The sequence below is a fragment of the Pedobacter sp. SL55 genome (assembly GCF_026625705.1).
In the GTDB taxonomy this organism is placed as follows: domain Bacteria; phylum Bacteroidota; class Bacteroidia; order Sphingobacteriales; family Sphingobacteriaceae; genus Pedobacter.
The window spans coordinates 2,469,249-2,490,527 of sequence record NZ_CP113059.1 but is presented as its reverse complement, the minus strand read 5'-3'; the positions used below and the strand labels follow the sequence as shown (position 1 = coordinate 2,490,527).

The window sequence follows — 21,279 nt, the reverse complement described above, 5'->3', positions numbered from 1 at the left end:
CTTATATGGTTGCTGATTGATATTGTTTTAAGAAACGGACATCGTTTTCAGAGAACAACCGCAAGTCTTTAATCTCAAATTTAAGGTTAGCAATACGCTCTATCCCCATCCCAAATGCAAAACCACTATATTTTTTACTATCGATACCGCAATTCTCCAACACATTTGGATCTACCATACCGCAGCCCAAAATCTCTACCCAGCCACTACCTTTACACATTTGGCAACCAGCGCCTTTGCAGATACTACAAGAAATATCCATCTCGGCAGATGGCTCTGTAAAAGGAAAATACGAAGGACGGAAGCGTACTTTGGTACCTTCGCCGTATAATTCTTGAACGAAGTAGAACAACGTTTGCTTCAAATCTGCAAAAGAAACCTTCTCATCTACATACAAACCCTCTACTTGGTGGAAAAAGCAGTGCGCCCTAGCTGAGATTGCTTCGTTACGATACACACGACCAGGCATTAAAGCCCTAAAAGGCGGTTGACCAGCTTCCATCATACGCACTTGTACAGAAGAAGTATGTGTACGCAAAGCGATATCCCCTTTTTCGCCACCTTTTTTAATGAAGAAAGTATCTTGCATATCTCTTGCAGGATGCTCTTCTGGGAAGTTTAAAGCAGAGAAATTATGCCAATCATCTTCAATTTCTGGCCCCTCGGCAACGCTAAAACCTAGTTTATTAAAAATCTCGATAATTTCTCTACGTACAATAGCCAAAGGATGACGCGTACCCAACTCGAAACCTTCGCCCGGAAGTGTTAAATCTAATTGGCTACCTTCCGAAGTATCTTGCGAAGCAGAAATAGTTTCATTTAATGTTTGATACTTTGCCTCTGCCAATTGTTTAAATTGGTTAAGCACTTTACCTAACGTTCTTTTCTCTTCTGGAGAAACCGCTTTAAATTCATCAAAAATATCTTTAATGATACCTTTGGTTCCTAAAAAGCGAATCCTAAATTGTTCCAGCTCTGCTGCATTGCTTGTAGAAAACAAATTGATTTCTTCGGTATACTGCGTTATTTGGTCTTGTAACATGCGCCAAATATACAGTAATTTATCCTATAATTTTGTCAGAGCGAGTTCAAAAACTTGCGTGATGGTAGAATAAATACGTAAAATGAACCCAAGTGAGGTTTTGGTTACGAAGATTTAGGTTTTGTATTTACTATTAACCAAAAGTATGGACCAGCAATTGTTTCGATTTTAATGTACAAAAACTGGAGCAAAAAAGTTCGTATATTTGTTTGAAGTAAAATTTAATGCCATGACTACACTTACCATCCATATACCCGACAGCAAAGCTGATTTTATTAAACAGCTTTTAAAGGAGCTTGATGTTAAAGTTGAAACTAAAAAAGAAAGCAAAAAAGCTGAACGTAAACCCAATGCCGAAACTATAAAGGCGATGGAGGAATTAAAAACTGGAAAAGGAAAGGTTTTTAACTCGGCAAAAGAACTTTTTTCTTCTCTATAAATACGAAAATGTACAAAATTTTACCTTCTAACAAATTTTTAAAGGATGCTAAACTTTTACAAAAAAGATCTCCAAAAGATTTAGAAATATTGGAAGAGATAGTTGACATTTTAGCTAATTATGGACATAAAGGCCTACAACCAAAACATAAAGCTCATAAGCTTTCTGGAAACTACAGCAACTATTGGGAATGTCATGTTAGGCCCAATTTACTCTTAATTTGGGACGAAAATGAAGTTCTTATGCTAATTGAACTAGTTAGAACAGGCACCCACTCCGATTTATTTTAAACCATTTTCGCGAGCCTAATTTACACAGTTGGTTGAGCTTTTAAACACCCAACCAACTTGAAAAAAATTACTTAATTACACCCAACTCTTTACCTACTTTGGTAAAAGCAGCAATGGCTTTATCTAAATGGTGTTGCTCGTGAGCAGCCGATAATTGCACCCTAATACGAGCTTTACCCTGTGGCACTACCGGATAGAAAAATCCAATTACGTAAATACCTTCTTCGAGCATTTTAGCAGCAAACTCTTGGGCTACTTTGGCATCATATAACATTACCGGAACAATTGGATGGAAACCAGGTTTGATATCGAAACCAGCTTCAGTCATTTTCTCGCGGAAGTTTACTTGGTGTTATTTTCCAATTTATCACGCAAAGCAGTAGTTTCGCTCAACATATCTAACACAGCAACAGAAGCACCAGCAATAGATGGAGCCAAAGTATTAGAGAACAAGTACGGACGAGAACGTTGACGCAGCATATCTACAATTTCTTTACGTCCAGAAGTAAATCCGCCAGATGCGCCGCCTAAGGCCTTGCCTAAAGTACCCGTAATGATATCTACACGATCCATCACATTAAAATGCTCATGTGTTCCTCTACCTGTTTTTCCGATAAAACCAGAGCAGTGAGATTCATCAATCATTACCAAAGCTTCGTACTTATCTGCCAAATCGCAAATTTTATCTAAAGGAGCCACCGAACCATCCATAGAAAAAGCGCCATCAGTTACAATCATTCTATGGCGGCAATCTTTAGCAGCAATCAGTTGCTTCTCTAAATCTTCCATATCACAATTTTTATAGCGGAAACGTTGTGCCTTACACAAACGAACGCCATCAATAATCGAAGCATGGTTCAACTCATCAGAGATAATTGCATCTTCTGGACCTAATAACGGTTCGAAAACACCACCGTTAGCATCAAAAGCCGCAGCATATAAAATGGTATCTTCTGTACCTAAAAACTCAGAAATTTTAGCTTCCAATTCCTTGTGAATATCTTGTGTACCGCAAATGAAACGCACAGAAGACATCCCATACCCATAATGATCTATTGCTTTTTTGGCAGCTTCGATCACTTTAGGATGTGAAGATAAACCTAGGTAATTATTAGCACAAAAATTGATTACTTCATCGCCAGTACTTACTTTGATATCTGCACCTTGTGGCGTAGTGATAATTCTTTCACGTTTGTATAGCCCAGCTTGCTCAATATCAGCAAGTTCTTTTTGTAAAACGGGTTGTAAGGTTTTATACATAATCTTATTTTATAGATTTTGGAACAAATATACTACTTTGGTTGTTTGCAACCTTAACAACATGAGCATCGTCTTTGTGTTATTATAGATAAATCCCATGAAAGCCACTAAATTACTCCTAACGCTAACTGCTTTAATTGCAATCTCATTTAACGGCTTTTGCCAACAATTTCAAATCAAAGGAAAAATTACCGATACCGACGGCCAGCCCATTCCCTTTGTTTCTGTTTTCATCAAAGGCACTACAAAGGGCGTATCTGCTAACGTAGATGGTGTTTACAATATTAACGTAGATAGAGGCATCGTTTCGTTAACTTTTACCGTGGTTGGCTTTAAATCGGCTACACAAACGGTTGATGTTTTCGACAACCTTACCGTTAATAAAATACTAGAAACCGAACAATACACCTTAAACAGCGTTGTAATTAAGGCAAATGCCGAAGATCCTGCCTATAAAATTGTGAGAAACGCCATTAAAAACCGTAAGGCATATTTAGAAGAAATTTTTGCCTACAGCAGTGATGTGTATATCAAAGGAGTACAAAAACTGGTAGGTGCCCCAAAAAAATTCTTTGGTAGAGATATTCAAAAAACTTTAAATCTAGATACCAATAGAAATGGGATCTTATACCTTTCCGAATCGCAATCAAAGTTCTCTTACATGAAGCCTGATCGGATTAAAGAAGAAATGATTTCATCGAAGATTTCCGGCAGAAACAATGCATTCAGTTTCAACAAAGCCTCCGATATGCGCATCAATTTCTACGAAAACTTACTACTAGAAAATACAGGACTTAGCGCTAGAAGCTTTGTTTCGCCAATTGCCGACAATGCCCTTTTTTACTATAAATACAAACTGCTAGGCAAAACCGAAGAAAACGGACTGACCATCAACAAAATTGAAGTTACGCCAAAAAGGAAAAATGACCCTGCCTTTAGGGGCGTAATTTACATTGCCGATAACATTTGGAGATTGATGGGAACCGACCTTATTCTTACCAAAGATGCAGGCGTTAACCTGATAGATACGTTAAACATTGCCCAGCACTTTATCAAAATTGATAAATATTACATGCCCGGAAATTTGAAATTCGAATTTAACGGTAACGTTTTTGGTTTTAAATTCGAAGGTTATTTCATTAGTTTTTACAGCAATTACAATATCAACCCAAAATTTGAAAAAGGCTATTTTACACCAGAAATTTTAAAGATTACCAAAGCCGTAAACAAAAAAGACTCGGCCTACTGGGCAAACAACAGGCCCATTCCGTTAACAGAAGAAGAACGTAAAGACTATATCAAAAAAGACAGCATCGCTTTGCGGATGCAGAGTAAACAATATTTAGATTCTTTAGAGAAAGCAAACAATAACTTTACCTTAAACAAAATACTAATTACCAGTTACTCTCGTAACGATAGGTATCATAAACGCAGTTATACTTTTGACCCATTAATGCAATCTGTTTTTTACAATACGGTAGAAGGTTTCGCTGTTAAATATGGCGTAACCTATCGTAAAAGACTTGAAGACAACAAGTACCTAACCATTAGACCAGAAGCTAGGTATGGCTTTAAAAACGATACTTTTACCGCAAAGCTGAGCACTTATTATTATTACGACGCCACCAAACGAGCTGGCGTTGGACTAAATTTTGGCAACGAAATAGCCGATCTAAACAATTATGGTACAATGAGCCCATTGTCTAACACCATCAATAGCTTGCTGTTTGAGAGAAATTACCCAAAATTTTATAAACGAGATTTTATAAACATTAACACACAACGAGAACTAGCAAATGGTTTGCAAGCTTATTTAGCCTTAGATTACAATAAGAATTATGCACTTACTAACAGCACCTTATTTAAATTTAGAGATTATGATGACAGGGCATTTACATCAAACAATCCGCTTAACCCTGCAGATGATACACCGTTTTTTTCCACCTACCAATCTGCTGCTATTACTGCTAGTTTAACTTATACTTTTGGCCAAAAGTACATTACCCGACCTGATGCCAAAATATATACCGAAGCAAAATATCCCCGATTAAATTTAACTTATAAAAAAGGTATCAATGGTGTGTTAGGTGGCGATACAGACTACGACCTGATTACTTTTGAAGCTTACCAAGAAAGAGTGGGCTTAGGTTTATTTGGCTACACTTCATTTGTGGTTGGTGCAGGCAAATTCCTCAATAGCCAACAAGTTTTCTTCCCAGACTTTAAACATTTCAGAGCTAACCGAGCCATGTTCTTCCCTCCTAACCTAAGAAAATTTAGATTTCTAGACTTTTACCAATACAGTACAAACGATTATTATTTTGAAGCACATTTAGAGCATAATTTCTCGGGTTTTATCCTCAATAAAATCCCTATTTTGAGAAAATTAAAGTTAGAAGAAGTGATGGGCATTAACTACCTTAACCAACCGCAAAAAAGAAATTATACCGAGTACTACTTTGGCGTTCAGCGTTTAGTGTTTGGCATTAGTTATGGTTTTGCTTTTGATAATGGTAAAAAAGTTGACCAAGGCATTAGATTTGCTTATAATTTTTAGGTGTTAAATGTTAGAATAATGTTGGCTCAACAAAAGCTTTTCGCTATTTTAACGTTATCAATCTAATTTAAAAGTCTAAAAATTTAATGATCTGCTATTTTCGATGTTGTTTATTGATACTCCTTTGTTATGTAGCAGCGGAGACATCGGCACAGCAGTTTATACTTACTGGCAAAATAGCGGAAGTAAAAGGTTATCCAGTACCATTTGCTTCGGTATACGTAAATACCACTACGCAAGGCACTTCTTCTAATATAGACGGGCAATATAAATTAAGCTTACCTGCCGGAAAAACCGAACTCTTATTTACCGCCGTTGGTTACGACGACAGAAAGGTTACCGTGGTAATGAAAGAAAACACCACTTTAGATATTATACTGGCACCTAAAATTTTTACATTAAATGATGTGATCATCAAAGCCCCAACCGAGAACCGTGCAAATGAAATCATTAAAAAAGTAATCGAAAAAAGAAAAACCTATCTTAACGAAATCGAAGCCTTTTCTTGCGAAGTTTATACCAAAGCCATGCAAAAGCTACTAAATGCACCAAAAAAATTTTTTGGTAGAGATGTAGCTACCATTTTAGACCTAGATAGCAACAGGCAGGGCATTATTTATCTGTCTGAAGCAGAATCTAAACTTGACTTTAAACAACGCGACAAAATTAGGGAAGTAATGATTTCGTCTAAAATTGCTGGAGACGACAATGGTTTTAGTTTTAACAAAGCTTCAGATTTAAGCGTGAATTTTTACAACAACACGCTATTTCAAGACAAGCTAAGCATTAGAGGCTTCGTATCGCCCGTAGCCGATAACGCATTTGCCTATTATAAATATAAATTTTTGGGCAGCAGCGAAGAAGACGGCAAAACAGTAAGCAAAATACAAGTAATTCCTAAACGAAAAAACCTGCCTGTATTTTCTGGTATCATCTACGTAGTTAACGATAGCTGGAGAATTAGCGCCCTAAACCTTTATGTAACCAAAGACAACGGCATTGAACTGATAGATACTTTAACCGTACAACAAAAACTAATTGAGGTAGAAGATGTGTACGTGCCCCAATCCATCCAGTTCAGTATTTCCGGAAAATTATTTGGCTTTAAGTTTTCTGGATATGTAATGGGAGTTTACAAAAACTATGATATTAAACCTGCTTTTAACAAGAACTTTTTTACCAATGAAATTCTGAAAATAGAAAGATCATCAAATAAAAAAGATCCGTTTTATTGGCAGAAAAATCGTTCTGTACCTCTTACGCCCGAAGAGCGAGAAAACTATCAACGAAAAGATAGCATCAGTGCTTTAAAATCTTCGCAATCGTACCTAGATTCGGTAGATCAAGTTAAAAATAAGTTTAATGCAGGGCAAATATTGGTAACCCCCTATGTTTATTACAGAAGCTACAATAAAAAAAGCATTACCTACGACCCCATTGCTACCAGCGTGTTTTATAATACAGTAGAAGGTTTAGCTTTAAAATATGCCGTAAATTGGCGACAAGGATTTGAAGATGGAAGATATTACACCATTAAACCAGAAGTGAGGTATGGATTTGCCAACCAACATTTTAATGCAAATATCAAATCTAAATACTTATTTGATGCTTCTAGAAACGGTGCCATTGCCCTTGGTTTTGGCTCTGAGGTAGCCAACCTAAGCTCGCAGAGCCAAACAAACTTGCTTCGTAACACTATTAATGCTTTAGTTTTTGGTAAAAACCCAGCAAAATTTTACGAACGCAGATTTTTTAACATAGAAGCTTCCAGAGAATTTGCCCCAAGTTTCGAACTAAAAGTTAGTGCAGATTATGCCCGTAGAAAAGCCTTGGTTAATGCCAACCTTAAAAGTTTTAGAAACGAACCCGATTTCACTTCTAACAATCCGCTTGCCCCCGAAGATGAGAACAGTTTATTGTTTCCTACACATAGAGCACTTGTAATAAGTGGCACTTTGGTCTATACCGTTGCTCAAAAATATATCAGCAGGCCAGATGGCAGGTTTTATATGGAAAGCAATTACCCGCGAATAGAAGTAAACTACAAGCGAGGTTTAAGAGGTGTATTTGGCTCTTCGGTAGATTATGATTTTATAGGTGTAGAGCTTTATCAAAAGAAAATTCACTTTGGAATGTTCGGAAAATCGTCCATATTGTTGGGCGCAGGTAAGTTTCTTACCTCAAAAAGTTTAAATTACCCCGATTGGAAACACTTTAGGGCCAACCAATCTATGGTTTTTGATCCCGATGAGCGAAACTTTCAGTTTTTAGATTTTTACATTTTCAACACTACGAGCCAATATTTCGAAGCTCATATTCAACATAATTTCGGTTCGTTCTTTCTTAACAAAATACCGCTAATCAAAAAACTTAAACTCGAAGAAATTATTGGTGCCGCTTATTTATCATCTCCAGAAAAAAGAAATTACAACGAATTCTTTTTTGGAATTAAGCGTATGAATTTTAGAATTCACTATGGCTATGCTTATGATAGAGACGAGCTGATTAAAAAAGGATTTAAGTTTTCTTACGGTTTTAATTTGTAGTTGTTTGTTGGCCACAGATACACAGATTTTTATTTTTAAAGCAATAAATACATCAATTATTAAAACAAATTAGATCAGTATTTTTTATTTGTGCATTTGTGGCTAAAATAATCTGACGTAAATCAGCTTTGCCAAAACACAAATTACCCTTATCTTTGCAACGTTAAACGCCGTTTGCAGCGGTATCAATAAATTATGAAATACAACACCTTACTTTATTACTGCTATTCTCCAATAGCTGATGCAGAACAATTTGCTGCCGATCATTTAAAATTTTGCAAATCTTTAGGTTTAGTGGGCCGTATTATAGTGGCCGACGAAGGTTTAAATGGTACTGTTTCTGGCACGGTAGAAGCCTGCCAAGCTTATATGGAACACATCCATGCTGATGAGCGCTTCGCAAAAACAGAGTTCAAAATTGATGAGGTTGAAGAACCTTCTTTCATTAAAATGCACTGCCGTTACAAAGCAGAAATTGTACATTCTGGCTTACGCGATAAAACCATCATCGACCCCAATAAGCAAACAGGAAAACATTTGGAGCCGAAAGAGTTTAGCGAAATGTTAGATAGAGATGATGTAGTGGTTTTAGACGTGCGCTCTAACTACGAGCATAACTTAGGCAAATTTAAAAATGCCATTACTTTAGACATAGAAAATTTCAGGGATTTTCCAGAACAAATTGAAGCTTTAGCACAATATAAATACAAAAAGGTACTCACTTATTGTACGGGTGGCATTAAATGCGAAAAGGCCTCTGCCTTATTGCTACACCATGGTTTTAACGATGTTTATCAATTGCATGGCGGCATTATTAAATATGGCAAAGAAGCTGGTGGTAAAGATTTTGAAGGCAAATGTTATGTGTTTGATAATCGTATTGCGGTTGATGTCAATTCGGTAAACCCAACCATAGTAAGCAAGTGTTTAAACTGTGGTACGGTTACACCAAAAATGATTAACTGTGCTAACCCAGAGTGCAATGAGCATTTTACGCAATGCGATGCTTGTGGAGAAGAACTACAAGGCTGCTGCTCGGTAGAATGCACCACAAACCCACGCAAACGCCCGTACGATGGAACAGGTTACTACGTTAAAGTTCCGCAAGCCGTTGCTGTGAAAAGCTAACCATATCACGCCTTTTATAATAATTAGCTTTGTCGTCTCATTTCGAACGTAGAGAGTCTAAAAATAGATTTCTCTCTACGTTCGAAATAATGCTTATACAGAAGCTCCGAGCTTTTAGTAAGCCATCTGTTACCATCCTTTTCCATTTATTTTTCTATTTTGCATAAGTTGCGAACACTTACGCCTTTCCCATGAGAATCAATATTCTAAAATTCACGATAGTATTAGCGCTTCTGTCATTTGCCATTAGTGCACAAGCCAACGATATTCCTCGTATTGGCGTGCCTTATGTACAAAACTTTCACAAATCATTATATGCTGCCGGAAACCAAAATTGGTCAATAGCGAAAGATAATAAGGGCGTAATGTACTTCGGTAACTCTGCCGGCTTATTAAGTTACAACGGCAAATACTGGGAAAAACACGAGTTGCCTAACAAACAAATTGTACGTTCTGTTGCTATTGCCAATGATGGATTAATTTACACTGGCGGATTTGGCGAATTTGGGTTTTGGTCTTATCAGGATAAAAAATTAGCCTATACTTCTTTGACTAATCTTCTGCCAAAGTCATTAAAATTGACTAGCGAGGTTTGGAAAATTTACTCATTAGGCAAAAAGATTTATTTCCAAACCTTTTCTCATATTTTTATTTACCAAAACAAGAAGATCACTGTTATAAAACCAGCCGGCAATCTGCTTTTTTTGCACCAAGTTAAAGAGCGGCTTTTTGTAGAAGTAATTGGCAACGGACTTTTTGAACTTAAAGGTACACAGCTCACAAAAATATTAGGCAGTGAAGTTCTGGGTATTTCTGGTATTCTTAGTATTCTACCTTTTAAAAACAACCAACTGTTAATAGGCACCAGTAAAAATGGTCTTTTTACTTTCGACGGAAACAATTTTATGCCGTTTGCGAATGATGCCAATTGGTATTTAAAATCTTACCAGCTTAACAACGGCGCAAAAGTTTTGAAAAACTATTATGCATTTGGAACCATATTAAACGGCATTGTAATTATAGATGAGAATGGCAACCTAATACAAACCATTAATAAAACAAGTGGACTACAAAACAATACCATACTTAGCGTTTTTAACGATAACGAAGATAATTTATGGACCGGATTAGATAATGGTATTGATCGTATCGAGCTAAACTCTCCCCTGTCTTTCTATTTCGATAAAACTGGGAAATTTGGAACGGTATATTCTAGCTTAATAGCTGGAAACAAAATATATCTCGGTACAAATCAAGGTCTATTTGCTGGTAATTGGGGAAGCAACACGGCTAGCAATTTCGACTTTAAACTTATTCCAAATTCGCAAGGACAAGTTTGGGACTTAACCAAAATCGACAACCAAATCTTTTGCGGGCATAACAATGGCACCTTTACAGTTATTGGCGATCAAATCAAAAATATATCAAGTATTAACGGCGGTTGGACCTTAAAAAAACTACCATCTAACCCTAACTACTTAATACAAGGTACTTACAATGGACTTACCATTTACACAAAAAACACGGCTGGAAATTGGACATTCAGCCATCGTATTGAGGGTTTTGGCGAACCATCTCGATACGTAGAGCAAGATCATAAAGGAAATATCTGGGTAAGCCATGCCTACAAAGGCTTATATCGCTTAACATTGAGTGCCGATTTAAAAAAAGCAACTAACATACAATACTACGACGAAAAAAATGGACTGCCGGGAAGTTTCAACATCAATGCTTTTAACTTAGAAAACCGTGTAGTATTCTCTACCGATTCTGGTTTTTATATTTATGATGACATCAGTAACCGTTTTGGAAAGTACAATGCCCTAAACAGCAAATTAGGAACTTTCAGCGCATCCAACAAAATTATCAAGGCAGCTAACAGCAGGTACTGGTTCATTAACCAAGGCAGAATGAGTTTGGCTAATTTTAGCGAACCAGGCAAAATTATTATAGACTCTAGCCGGTTCAATATTTTGGATGGAAGAATGGTACAATACTATGAGAATATCAGTCAGATTAGTGAAAATATTTATTTAATCAGTGTAGATGACGGATTTGCTATCTATAATAATGCCTTAGCAAACTCACTTAAAAAAGCTACGAAGCTACCCAAGGTTTTAATTGGTAAAATAGAAGACATTACCGATAAATACAGTTCAATTACCGAAAGCGGCGAAAGTGAAAGCGAAATAAAAATTCCATTTTCACGAAATAGCATTAGAATTTCTTTTGCACTACCCTACTACCGCCTGTCGAAAATCAAGTTCCAGTATTTTTGGAAGGATACTCAAAGCAGTGGTCTGAATGGAACACTGCAACTCAAAAAGATTTTACCAACCTTACCAATGGCAACTATATTTTTAAAGTACGAGCTAAAATAAACGAACATACCGCTAGCGAAATCAGCAGCATTAAAATTATCATATTGGCACCTTGGTACGCAAGCAATTGGGCGTGGGCATTCTATTTTATATGTCTTATTATTGCATTAATTATAGGCAAGCGAATTTACGAGGCTAAATTAAAAAGAGATCAACAAAAAATTGCTGACGCACTACAAAAAGAACAGGAAGAGTATTTGAAGAAAAAAACTGAAGCTTCTGAAAAACAAATCATTAGACTAGAAAAAGAAAAGTTACAAAATGAACTTGCCGGCAAAAGCCGTGAATTGGCAAACTCTGCGATGAGTTTGGTTTACAAAAACGAGTTGCTACAAAAAATAAGTCAGGAGTTAAATAAGTTAAAAGATAAGAAAGACCAAAAGCCACAAGAAGATCAACTACGCAAAATCCAAAAGATTATTGACGATGGCATGAATGATGAGCGTGATTGGAACTTATTTGAAAATAGTTTCAACGAAGCACACGAAAGTTTCTTCAAAAAGCTAAAAGCTAACCACCCAGACTTAGTACCAAACGACCTCAAATTGTGTGCTTATCTACGAATGAATATGAGCAGCAAAGAAATGGCCTCGCTGTTAAATATCTCTGTTAGGGGTGTAGAAATTCGCCGGTATCGTTTGCGTAAAAAACTAGCCGTGCCACACGACAAGAACTTAACGGAGTTCCTCATCGAGATTTAATACTACATCATTACCTCTCACATCACATTTCAGTTACAATACAACCAAAACGAATAGACCGTTTTTGTAGTAGTATCACTTTCTTATTTGAAAGCACAAAAACAGGCGTTTTAACAGCATAAAGCACCATTAAGCCAAGCATTGAGATATACCTAAAATTACACTTGATGTAGTAATGTGCAGGTAAATATACTTGCTGTTATCATCCAAAAGTTCAACATTCGTGTATTCAAATAATCAAATATTAAAAAACGGTATGAAAAAAATCTTTACAGAACTTTCTGTTTTAGCCTGTTTTTGTTTGCTTTTACTATCAGACGTTGCCTTTGCCCAAAACGTTACAGTTAAGGGTACGGTAAAAGATGATCAGAACTTACCCATCCCTGGCGTAAGTGTATTAATTAAAGGCACATCAAATGGCGTACAAACAGACGCAAGTGGAAATTACAGCATCAGTGCGCCAGGTAATGGTACTTTGGTATTTTCTTTCATTGGTTTCAACAACCAAGAACTACCAATTAGCAACAAAACAACAATTAATGTAACCTTACTGGCCTCTACTAATGATTTGCAACAAGTAGTAGTTGTGGGTTATGGTACGCAAAGAAAAAGGGATGTTACAGGTACAATTGCCAGTGTTAAAGGCGAAGAAATTGAAAAGCTTACAGCAACTAACCCTATCAACGCCCTGCAAGGAAAAGTACCTGGCTTAACTATTTCCAACAACGGAGCGCCTGGCGCTGCCCCTACTGTACGTATTAGAGGTATCAATAGTACTGGTGGCGGCGCTGTAAACCCTCTTTATATTGTAGATGGCCAGATGCAAGAAAACATCGACTATTTAAACCCTAATGACATTGAGAGCATTGATGTTTTAAAAGATGCCTCTTCTGTAGCTATTTATGGTTTAAAAGGTGCAAATGGTGTAATTGCAGTAACTACCAAAAGAGCTGCTAAAGGAAAAACCACAGTAAATCTAACCAGTGCAGTAGGTTTACAGCAGATTAATGATAGAATTGATATGGTAGATGCTGACGGTTTCAAAAAACTATACTCAGCACAGCTCGCTAATATTAATGCGGCACCGTTTGATTATACTAACTATAATGCAAATACCGATTGGCAAGATTTAATCTTCAGAAGTGCTGTAATTAATACTAATAGCTTAAGTATTTCAAATACTGGCGAGAAAAGCACTACTTTAATTAACCTAGGTTACAATGATCAAGATGGAGTAATGAAGTACAGCAATTATAAGAAGTTTATTGCTCGTTTAAATGAAGAGATCAGAGTAACCGATAAAATTAAAATTGGTGCTAACTTAACTGGATTTCACTGGAGAAATGAGCCTAATACATCGGGTATTACCAACGCTCTGTGGGCAGCACCTATTGTTCCTGTACAAACTAATGGCCTATACAACACCATGCCATCTTTCCAAAGAGCACAAGTGGGTAACCCTGTATACGCTATGGAACGAAATAGAAATACTTCGATACAAAGAGGTTATAGAGTTAGCGGAAATTTATTTGCGGAAATTAGATTTCTGAAAGATTTTACGCTTAATTCTACCGTTTATACCGATTTAGGTTTCAACAACTCTAGAGGCTACTCGCCTCTTCCGTTCAGAACTGTTAATTTGGGCGAAGGAGCTGCACCTACGGAAACAGTTATAGACAATTCGGTAAGAACTAGTGTTAACCAACGTGCAGACGAATATAGAAAATACCAACAAGATCATACCATTACTTATAACAAGGAATTAGCTGGCGGTCATAAAATTACAGCGGTTGGAGGTTTCAACTCGGTTTACGAGTCTTTCACTAGGCTTAGTGGGAGCCGTAGAGATACCACCATTAATGTTCCAAACAATCCAAACTTATGGTATCTAAACGTAATTAACCAGAATAATCCACTAGCCAACAGCGGCGATGGAGAGGAAGAATCTAACGCTGGTGTGTTTTTTAGAACAAGTTATTCTTATAAGGACAAATATCTTTTTAATGGTACGATCAGAAGAGATGGAAACTCCAAGCTAGCTAACCAAAATAGATGGAAAACATTCGGAAGTATTGGTTTAGGTTGGGTAGCTAGTGAAGAAACTTTCTTTAAAGAAAACATTAAAGGAATTAACTTCTTAAAAATCAGAGGTGCTTATGGTTCACTTGGAAACGGTGGAAACATTCCTAACAATCTCTTCGAAGTTGGTCTGACCACTTCAAGTAATGCAGTTTTTGGCGATCAAATTTACACTGCTTTAGATAGAGCATATCGCGTTAATCCGAATTTACGCTACGAAACCATACAAGGCTTGGATTTAGGCTTGGATTTAAAAGCTTTAAACAACAAGTTGAGTGCAGAAGTAACCTATTTCGATAAAAAAACGAAAGATTTGCTTACTACATACACACAGTTGGGTGAAACTGGCTCCTATACATTCTATGATAACTTAGGTACCGTTACCAATAAAGGTGTGGAAATAGCACTAGGCTGGAATGATCAAATAGGAAAAGATTTCAGCTATAGTATTAATCCAAACTTCAGTTATACTGCAAATAAAGTAGTTGCGATAGGAAATACAGTCAATTTCCAAATTACCAACGGAATAAACGTAACTGAAACGGGGAAATCTATTGGATACTTTAGAGGTTACAAACAAGTTGGAATTTATCAATCGGCAGCAGACATGGAAAAAATGCCAGTGATGGCAGGTTCACAAATTGGTGATATCGCTTATGCAGACATCAATGGCGACGGTGTAATCAACACCGATGACAGAACTTACTTAGGTTCTCCTTTCCCTCCTTATGCTTACGGTTTAAGCATTACACTTAATTATAAAGGTTTCGATGCTACAATTGATGGACAAGGGTTTGCTGGGCATAAAATCTACACACAACGTAGAACACAGGTTTTTGCAACCTTAAACTACGAAGCAAACAGATTGAATGCATGGACAGCTCCAGGTTCAACCAATATTGAGCCTATTTTAGACAATACTAGGGCTAACAACTTTTTATTTAGTGACTACTACGTTGAACCAGGTGATTATTTCCGTTTGAGAAACGTACAATTAGGCTACACGTTTAACCGAGAACTTTTGAGTAAAATTGGAGTGTCTAAATTAAGATTGTTCATGAGTGGCCAAAATTTAAAAACTTGGAGCAAAACAACAGGTTATTCTCCCGAAGCTATTCTTGGCAACCCGACTACTTCTGGTGCAGATAACGGGCTTTACCCAATTACCGCAGTTTACACTTTTGGCTTAAATGTTACTTTTTAATTAAACCTTTATAATTATAATTAGAATGAAAATATTTGTTAAAAAAACTAGAAATTTCTCACTCGTAGTGGGAGCATTTACACTAGCCATTATAGGCTCGGGTTGTAAAAAATTCCTAGATACGCAAAAACAAGGAACATATTCTACAGAGACCTATCCTTTCTCTACTGGAGTTGGCGACAACCCTTACGACCAGTATATTTTTAGTGCCTATAATGAGCTAAGAAGCTATAATGTTCATGTTGATGGATTTTTAGTAGCCACCAGTATTAGAAGTGATGATGCTGACAAAGGCAGTACCCCTACTGATGGTGGAGCTGATGTGATTGGCATGGACAACTTTACAATCGTACCAACTAACGGTAGGGCAAATGCCTTATGGACGGGTTATTTTAGCTTAATTTCAAAAGCTAACTTAATTTTGGATCAGGTAGAAAATAACAAAGAAATAATTGCCACCGATGCTGCAAAAATACAAGCACAAGCAGAAGCAAGATTTATGAGAGGCTATGCTTATTTTATGCTAGTGAGATTTTTTGGACGTGTGCCTATTGTTGAAAAATTTACAGGCGGCCCTGCTAGTACCAATACACCACAAAGCACGCCTGCTCAGGTTTACACGTTTATCGAAGCAGACTTGCAATTTGCTGCAGCTAACTTACCCGTTTCATGGCCATCTAAATTTGTTGGACGTTTAACCAAAGGTGCTGCAAATGGCATCTTAGCAAAGGTCTACCTTACCCAGCAAAAATGGGCTCCAGCAATGGCTGCCGCTAATATGGTAATGACATCAGGCCAATACGACCTATCTGTTTCTTATGATGTGGTTTTCAGAGAAACTGGCGAAAATAGTAAAGAGTCGGTTTTTGAAGTTCAAGCCACTGCGAGTGCGCAGGTGCAAACTGCAAACGGAATACAGACTACTAGTCACCAAGGAATTAGAGGTAGTGGAATTTGGAACTTAGGCTGGGGATGGAATACCCCAAGTACGATGTTAGAAGCTGCCTACGAGCCAAACGACCCTCGTAAAGCCAGAACCATTTTGTACACCAGTACAGCAGGAGATATTCGTCAAACCATATATGGAGAAACACTTCCTGTAGGCTTACCAAATCCAAGATATAACAACAAAGCTTATACTAACCCTGCAATTAGAGCCTCTGTTGGACACAATTTCGGTTATTGGATGAACGTTCGTATCCTTCGTTACGCAGATGTGGTATTAATGTATGCAGAAGCGGCCAACGAAGTTGGTGGTGCAGCAAATACAACAGCAGCATTAGCAGCATTAAACAGTGTAAGAGAAAGAGCTAGACGTGGAGCACCAACAGGTACGCTACCTAACGTTACCGTTACAGATCAAACTTTGTTGAGAAATGCGATACAACACGAAAGACGTATTGAGTTAGCTATGGAATACGATCGCTTCTTCGATTTGATTAGATGGGGATCTACCGTAGCTGGTGCCGCAATGACAGCCGCTGGAAAAACAGCTTTTAATTACGATAGAGATAAATATTTACCTATTCCTCAAGCACAGATAGATTTGAGTAAAGGTGTATTAACCCAAAATTTTGGATATAATTAATAATTTTTGATATGAAATTTATTAAATTAAATAAAAATAAACTAGCTATTCTGCTTGCATCAAGTTTAATAGTTAGTGCGTGTAAAAAAGACGGCAATCCAAACAACCTACCAGATGTAGATGCTGCTGGGTATGCTGGAAAAATTGACGGCTATGCTAATGCAGATGAGGTTTATTCTAGCAATTTGGTGGCCTATTGGTCTTTTGACGATACCAATAACGAACTAAAATCAAATTCGGCACCTACAACAGCTGCTAATGCTACCTATATTACAGGAGTAAAAGGCAAGGCCATAAAATTTGCCGCTGGCTATTTGTACTATGCTAAACAGTTTGATGCACTGAAAACAGACGCACTAAAAAGTTTTACCATTAGTTCTTGGGTTCAAATTGCTAATAATGGTTCTAAAAAAACCATGTTGATGACAATTGCTCGTCCCTCAACGTTTTTAGGAAGCTTAGATTATAGATTGAATACAAACTCAAGTTCAACAACTATGTTGGGTATTGGCCCAAGATTTACAACCTTAGGTGGTGGTAGCCAAGACAACTTGAACCAAAACTTATCTCCTGCATTTGGAGCTAGTGTATGGACACATCTTGTATTAACATATAACGGTACCACTGGTATTTTTAAAATATGGGCCGACGGCAGAGATATTGGTTCTTACAATAGCCGTGGTACTGGAAATAATGTTTTCAAGGCTTACGAACCTGGAGAACTCATAATAGGTGCTCATTACAACAACATCCCAGGTAAAGAAATTGCTGGTTCTGCGGCTGATTTTGTTGCTATGACTGGAAGTATAGACGAACTGAGAATTTACAATACAGTTCTTCAAGATGCGAGTATCAAAGCCCTTTACAACTTAGGTAAAGCTGGCAAGTAATTCTTACGACAAATATTAAAGGCACAGCCATAGACTGTGCCTTTTTCTCACCTTCAAAACCATAAGTAATGAAGTTTCCTTTGTGCTCTTTTAAAATAAAAACTTGCCTATTATTTGTTTCACTAATCGTAGTTTTAACCTCGTGTAAGAAAAACAATACCGATTCTCCAGTAAGTACAGACACTTCATTATACTTTACAGTTAATGGCACCAACAATGGTAGCTTAAAATACACTAACCTAACCGGTAAACCAGTTATCAAATTTACTTTCACTGAACCTGTAAATACCGCAACGATAACCAGCGGTATTTTGTTAAAAGACGAAACCGGAGCAACAATTACAACTACCCCTACTTACGAAAATGGTAATAAAATCATCAACGTAAGTCCACAAAATAACCTTGCCTCTTTTACTACTTACACGCTTTCAGTTAACGAGCAACTTAAATCTGCCTCAGGTGGAAGATTGATTAACCCCGTAATTATCACATTAATGTCGGGCATAGACGATACCGACAAATTTCCCCGCATAAGCGACGAAGAACTCCTAACCTTAGTTCAAAAACAAACCTTTAAATACTTTTGGGACTTTGGCCACCCTGCAAGTGGCATGGCCAGAGAAAGAAATACCTCGGGCAACACTGTTACTTCTGGCGGTTCGGGCTTCGGCGCAATGGCAATCGTAGCTGGTATTCATCGCAATTTTATAAGCAGAGCTGATGGACTAGCCCGAGTACAACAAATGGTAAACTTCCTAAAAACTGCCGACCGTTTCCATGGTGCATACTCGCATTGGATTAACGGCAACACTGGAAAAGCTATTGCATTTAGCGCAAAAGACAATGGCGGCGATTTGGTAGAAACTTCGCTACTGATGGCCGGCTTGCTTACTGCTCGTCAATATTTTGATGGTGCTACTACAGCAGAAACTAATTTAAGAAACGACATCACTACACTATATAATCAAGTAGAATGGAGCTGGTACCGCAATGGAGCCAATTCACTTACTTGGCATTGGAGCCCAGATTTTAATTGGGACATCAACTTAAAAATACAAGGTTGGAACGAATGCTTGATTACCTACGTTCTGGCAGCTTCATCTCCTACTTACACTATACCAAAATTAGTTTACGACGAAGGTTGGGCAAGAAACGGAGCCATGAGAAATGGAAACACTTATTATGGTGTGCAATTACCTTTGGGCAGTGCCAATGGCGGCCCTTTATTCCTGTCACACTATTCGTTCTTAGGCATCAACCCAAATGGATTGACTGATGCTTACGCCAATTACGAAACTCAAAATAAAGCCCATGCCATGATTAACTACAATTACTGCGTGGCTAATCCCGCAAAACACAATGGTTACAGTGCCGATTGTTGGGGCTTAACCGCAAGCGATATCCCTGGTGGCTACACAGCCAGTTCGCCATCTAACGATAGAGGCGTAATTGCACCAACAGCAGCTTTGGCCTCGTTTCCATACACGCCAACACAATCTATGGCAGCTTTAAAGTTCTTTTATTATAAACTTGGAGACAAAATTTGGAAAGAATATGGATTTGTAGATGCATTTAATCTTAACGACCCTTGGTTTGCTACTTCGCACTTAGCGATAGACCAAGGTCCAATCATCATCATGATAGAAAACCACAGAAGCAAATTACTTTGGAATTTGTTAATGAGCGCACCAGAAATTAAAACAGGAATGGCGAAACTTGGTTTCTCAAGTCCTAACCTATAACACAACACCACACACACATGAACCCGAAATGATACAATTAAAGCCAAAAACTTTAATAATCTTGAGGCTCCATTTAACAACTGAAAATAAAACATACACAAATGAACCTTAAATTATTAATCCCTCTTCTTGCCCTATTAGGAAGCTGCTCTGTCAATAAAACTACTGACAAAATAAAAAAGTTAAGCGATGACGAGCTGTTAACCGAAGTGCAACGTCAAACCTACAAATACTTTTACGAAGGTGCAGAACCAGTATCGGGCTTATCAAGAGAGCGTTACCATAGCGATAACGTTTATCCGCAAAACGATAAAGATATTATTGCTACCGGAGCAAGCGGCTTTGGCATTATGGGAACTATTGTAGCTATAGAACGTAAATTTATTACTAGGGAACAAGGTTATCAGCATTTAAAAAAGGGAATAGATTTTTTGGCAAAGGCCGATCGCTTTCATGGTGTTTGGGCACATTGGATGTATCCTTCTGGCAAAGCAAAGCCCTTTAGCAAAGGCGATGATGCCGGAGATTTGGTAGAGACTTCCTTTCTAGCTCAAGCCTTGGTAACACTAAGACAGTACTATACCACTGGCAATGCCGAAGAAAAAGCACTAGCGCAAAAAGCAGATGAGCTTTGGAAAGGCATCGATTGGAACTTTTACAGGAAAAATAACGAAAATGTATTGTACTGGCATTGGTCGCCAACTGTTGGCTGGAAAATGAACTTTGCCATTACCGGTTACAACGAATGCTTAATTACCTACATCATGGCGGCCTGCTCCCCTACCCATGGCGTGCCAGCCGAAGTTTACCACCAAGGCTGGGCAAAAAGTGGCAAAATCAACACAGATATTAACTTATATGGTCATCCTATTAAACTAAAACACAATGTAGTGGGCGAAAGTGTTGGACCACTGTTTTGGGCGCACTATTCTTACCTCGGCTTAAACCCGAAAGGCTTAAAAGACAAATACGCCGATTATTGGCAAGAAAACAGAAACCAAACCTTAATTAATTACGATTATGCCATTGCCAACCCAAAAGGCTATAAAGGCTATGGCAAAAACTCGTGGGGAATGACGGCGAGCTACTCGGTAAAAGGCTACAAAGCGCACATGCCGGACGAAGATTTCGGGGTAATTAGTCCAACAGCGGCACTTTCATCTTATCCGTATACGCCAAAGGAAAGCATGCAAGTGATCAGAAACTTGTATGAAAACATGAACGATAAGGTTTGGGGCGAATTTGGATTTTACGATGCTTATAGTGAAACTGAAAATTGGTATCCTAAACGCTATATTGGCATTGATCAAGGACCAATTGTAGTGATGATAGAAAACGGACGCACTGGACTGCTTTGGAACCTTTTCATGAGCGCACCAGAAATACAACAAGGATTAACAAAACTAGGTTTTACCTACTCAAAATAGATATA

13 protein-coding genes and 1 pseudogene are annotated in these 21,279 nt (G+C 37.6%); 12 read left to right on the top strand and 2 right to left on the bottom strand.

All coding sequences use genetic code 11. The features are described from left to right. Position 1: 1 nt before the first annotated feature. On the bottom strand, positions 2 to 1,042 hold the full coding sequence (gene pheS, locus OVA16_RS11210; protein WP_267759367.1) for a phenylalanine--tRNA ligase subunit alpha: 1,041 nt from the start codon (positions 1,040 to 1,042) through the stop codon (positions 2 to 4). Positions 1,043 to 1,271: 229 nt separating this feature from the next. Between pheS and OVA16_RS11205 the strand changes: the two genes are divergently transcribed. Both OVA16_RS11205 and OVA16_RS11200 read left to right on the top strand, forming a co-directional pair. Then, a complete protein-coding gene (locus OVA16_RS11205; protein WP_267759366.1) occupies positions 1,272 to 1,481 on the top strand; it encodes a hypothetical protein in 210 nt (69 codons plus the stop codon). Positions 1,482 to 1,489: 8 nt separating this feature from the next. After that, positions 1,490 to 1,771, top strand: a complete 282-nt coding sequence (locus OVA16_RS11200; RefSeq protein WP_267759365.1) for a type II toxin-antitoxin system YafQ family toxin — start codon at positions 1,490 to 1,492, stop codon at positions 1,769 to 1,771. A gap of 67 nt (positions 1,772 to 1,838) precedes the next feature. Here the strand turns inward: OVA16_RS11200 and kbl are convergent. Beyond that, positions 1,839 to 3,031: pseudogene (gene kbl / locus OVA16_RS11195) on the bottom strand (glycine C-acetyltransferase). Positions 3,032 to 3,128: 97 nt separating this feature from the next. On the opposite strand from kbl, the gene OVA16_RS11190 reads away from it, so the two are divergent. The 10 genes from OVA16_RS11190 to OVA16_RS11145 all read left to right on the top strand — a co-directional run bounded on the left by OVA16_RS11190 (position 3,129) and on the right by OVA16_RS11145 (position 21,274). Next, positions 3,129 to 5,588: a DUF5686 and carboxypeptidase regulatory-like domain-containing protein gene (locus OVA16_RS11190; protein ID WP_267759364.1), complete on the top strand. Its 2,460-nt coding sequence runs from the start codon at positions 3,129 to 3,131 to the stop codon at positions 5,586 to 5,588. 113 nt (positions 5,589 to 5,701) lie between these two features. Next, a complete protein-coding gene (locus tag OVA16_RS11185) occupies positions 5,702 to 8,134 on the top strand; it encodes a DUF5686 and carboxypeptidase regulatory-like domain-containing protein (RefSeq protein ID WP_267759363.1) in 2,433 nt (810 codons plus the stop codon). 192 nt (positions 8,135 to 8,326) lie between these two features. Then, a complete protein-coding gene (locus tag OVA16_RS11180; RefSeq protein WP_267765380.1) occupies positions 8,327 to 9,262 on the top strand; it encodes a rhodanese-related sulfurtransferase in 936 nt (311 codons plus the stop codon). 191 nt (positions 9,263 to 9,453) lie between these two features. Next, positions 9,454 to 11,643 (top strand): transcriptional regulator, encoded by a 2,190-nt coding sequence (locus tag OVA16_RS11175; protein WP_267759362.1) that lies wholly within the window; start codon positions 9,454 to 9,456, stop codon positions 11,641 to 11,643. Then, on the top strand, positions 11,538 to 12,344 hold the full coding sequence (locus OVA16_RS11170) for a triple tyrosine motif-containing protein (protein WP_267759361.1): 807 nt from the start codon (positions 11,538 to 11,540) through the stop codon (positions 12,342 to 12,344). The genes OVA16_RS11175 and OVA16_RS11170 overlap by 106 nt, the downstream gene beginning before the upstream one ends. Before the next feature lie 256 nt (positions 12,345 to 12,600). Then, a complete protein-coding gene (locus OVA16_RS11165; protein ID WP_267759360.1) occupies positions 12,601 to 15,627 on the top strand; it encodes a SusC/RagA family TonB-linked outer membrane protein in 3,027 nt (1,008 codons plus the stop codon). Positions 15,628 to 15,652: 25 nt separating this feature from the next. Further along, positions 15,653 to 17,215, top strand: a complete 1,563-nt coding sequence (locus OVA16_RS11160) for a RagB/SusD family nutrient uptake outer membrane protein (protein WP_267759359.1) — start codon at positions 15,653 to 15,655, stop codon at positions 17,213 to 17,215. A gap of 11 nt (positions 17,216 to 17,226) precedes the next feature. After that, complete coding sequence (locus tag OVA16_RS11155; RefSeq protein WP_267759358.1) at positions 17,227 to 18,105, top strand: LamG-like jellyroll fold domain-containing protein; 879 nt, start codon at positions 17,227 to 17,229, stop codon at positions 18,103 to 18,105. Positions 18,106 to 18,173: 68 nt separating this feature from the next. Continuing rightward, positions 18,174 to 19,847 carry a glucoamylase family protein gene (locus tag OVA16_RS11150; RefSeq protein WP_267759357.1) on the top strand — a complete coding sequence of 558 codons (1,674 nt, stop codon included), beginning with the start codon at positions 18,174 to 18,176 and terminating at the stop codon, positions 19,845 to 19,847. Between the two features lie 101 nt (positions 19,848 to 19,948). Then, positions 19,949 to 21,274 carry a glucoamylase family protein gene (locus OVA16_RS11145; RefSeq protein WP_267759356.1) on the top strand — a complete coding sequence of 442 codons (1,326 nt, stop codon included), beginning with the start codon at positions 19,949 to 19,951 and terminating at the stop codon, positions 21,272 to 21,274. Positions 21,275 to 21,279 lie beyond the last annotated feature (5 nt).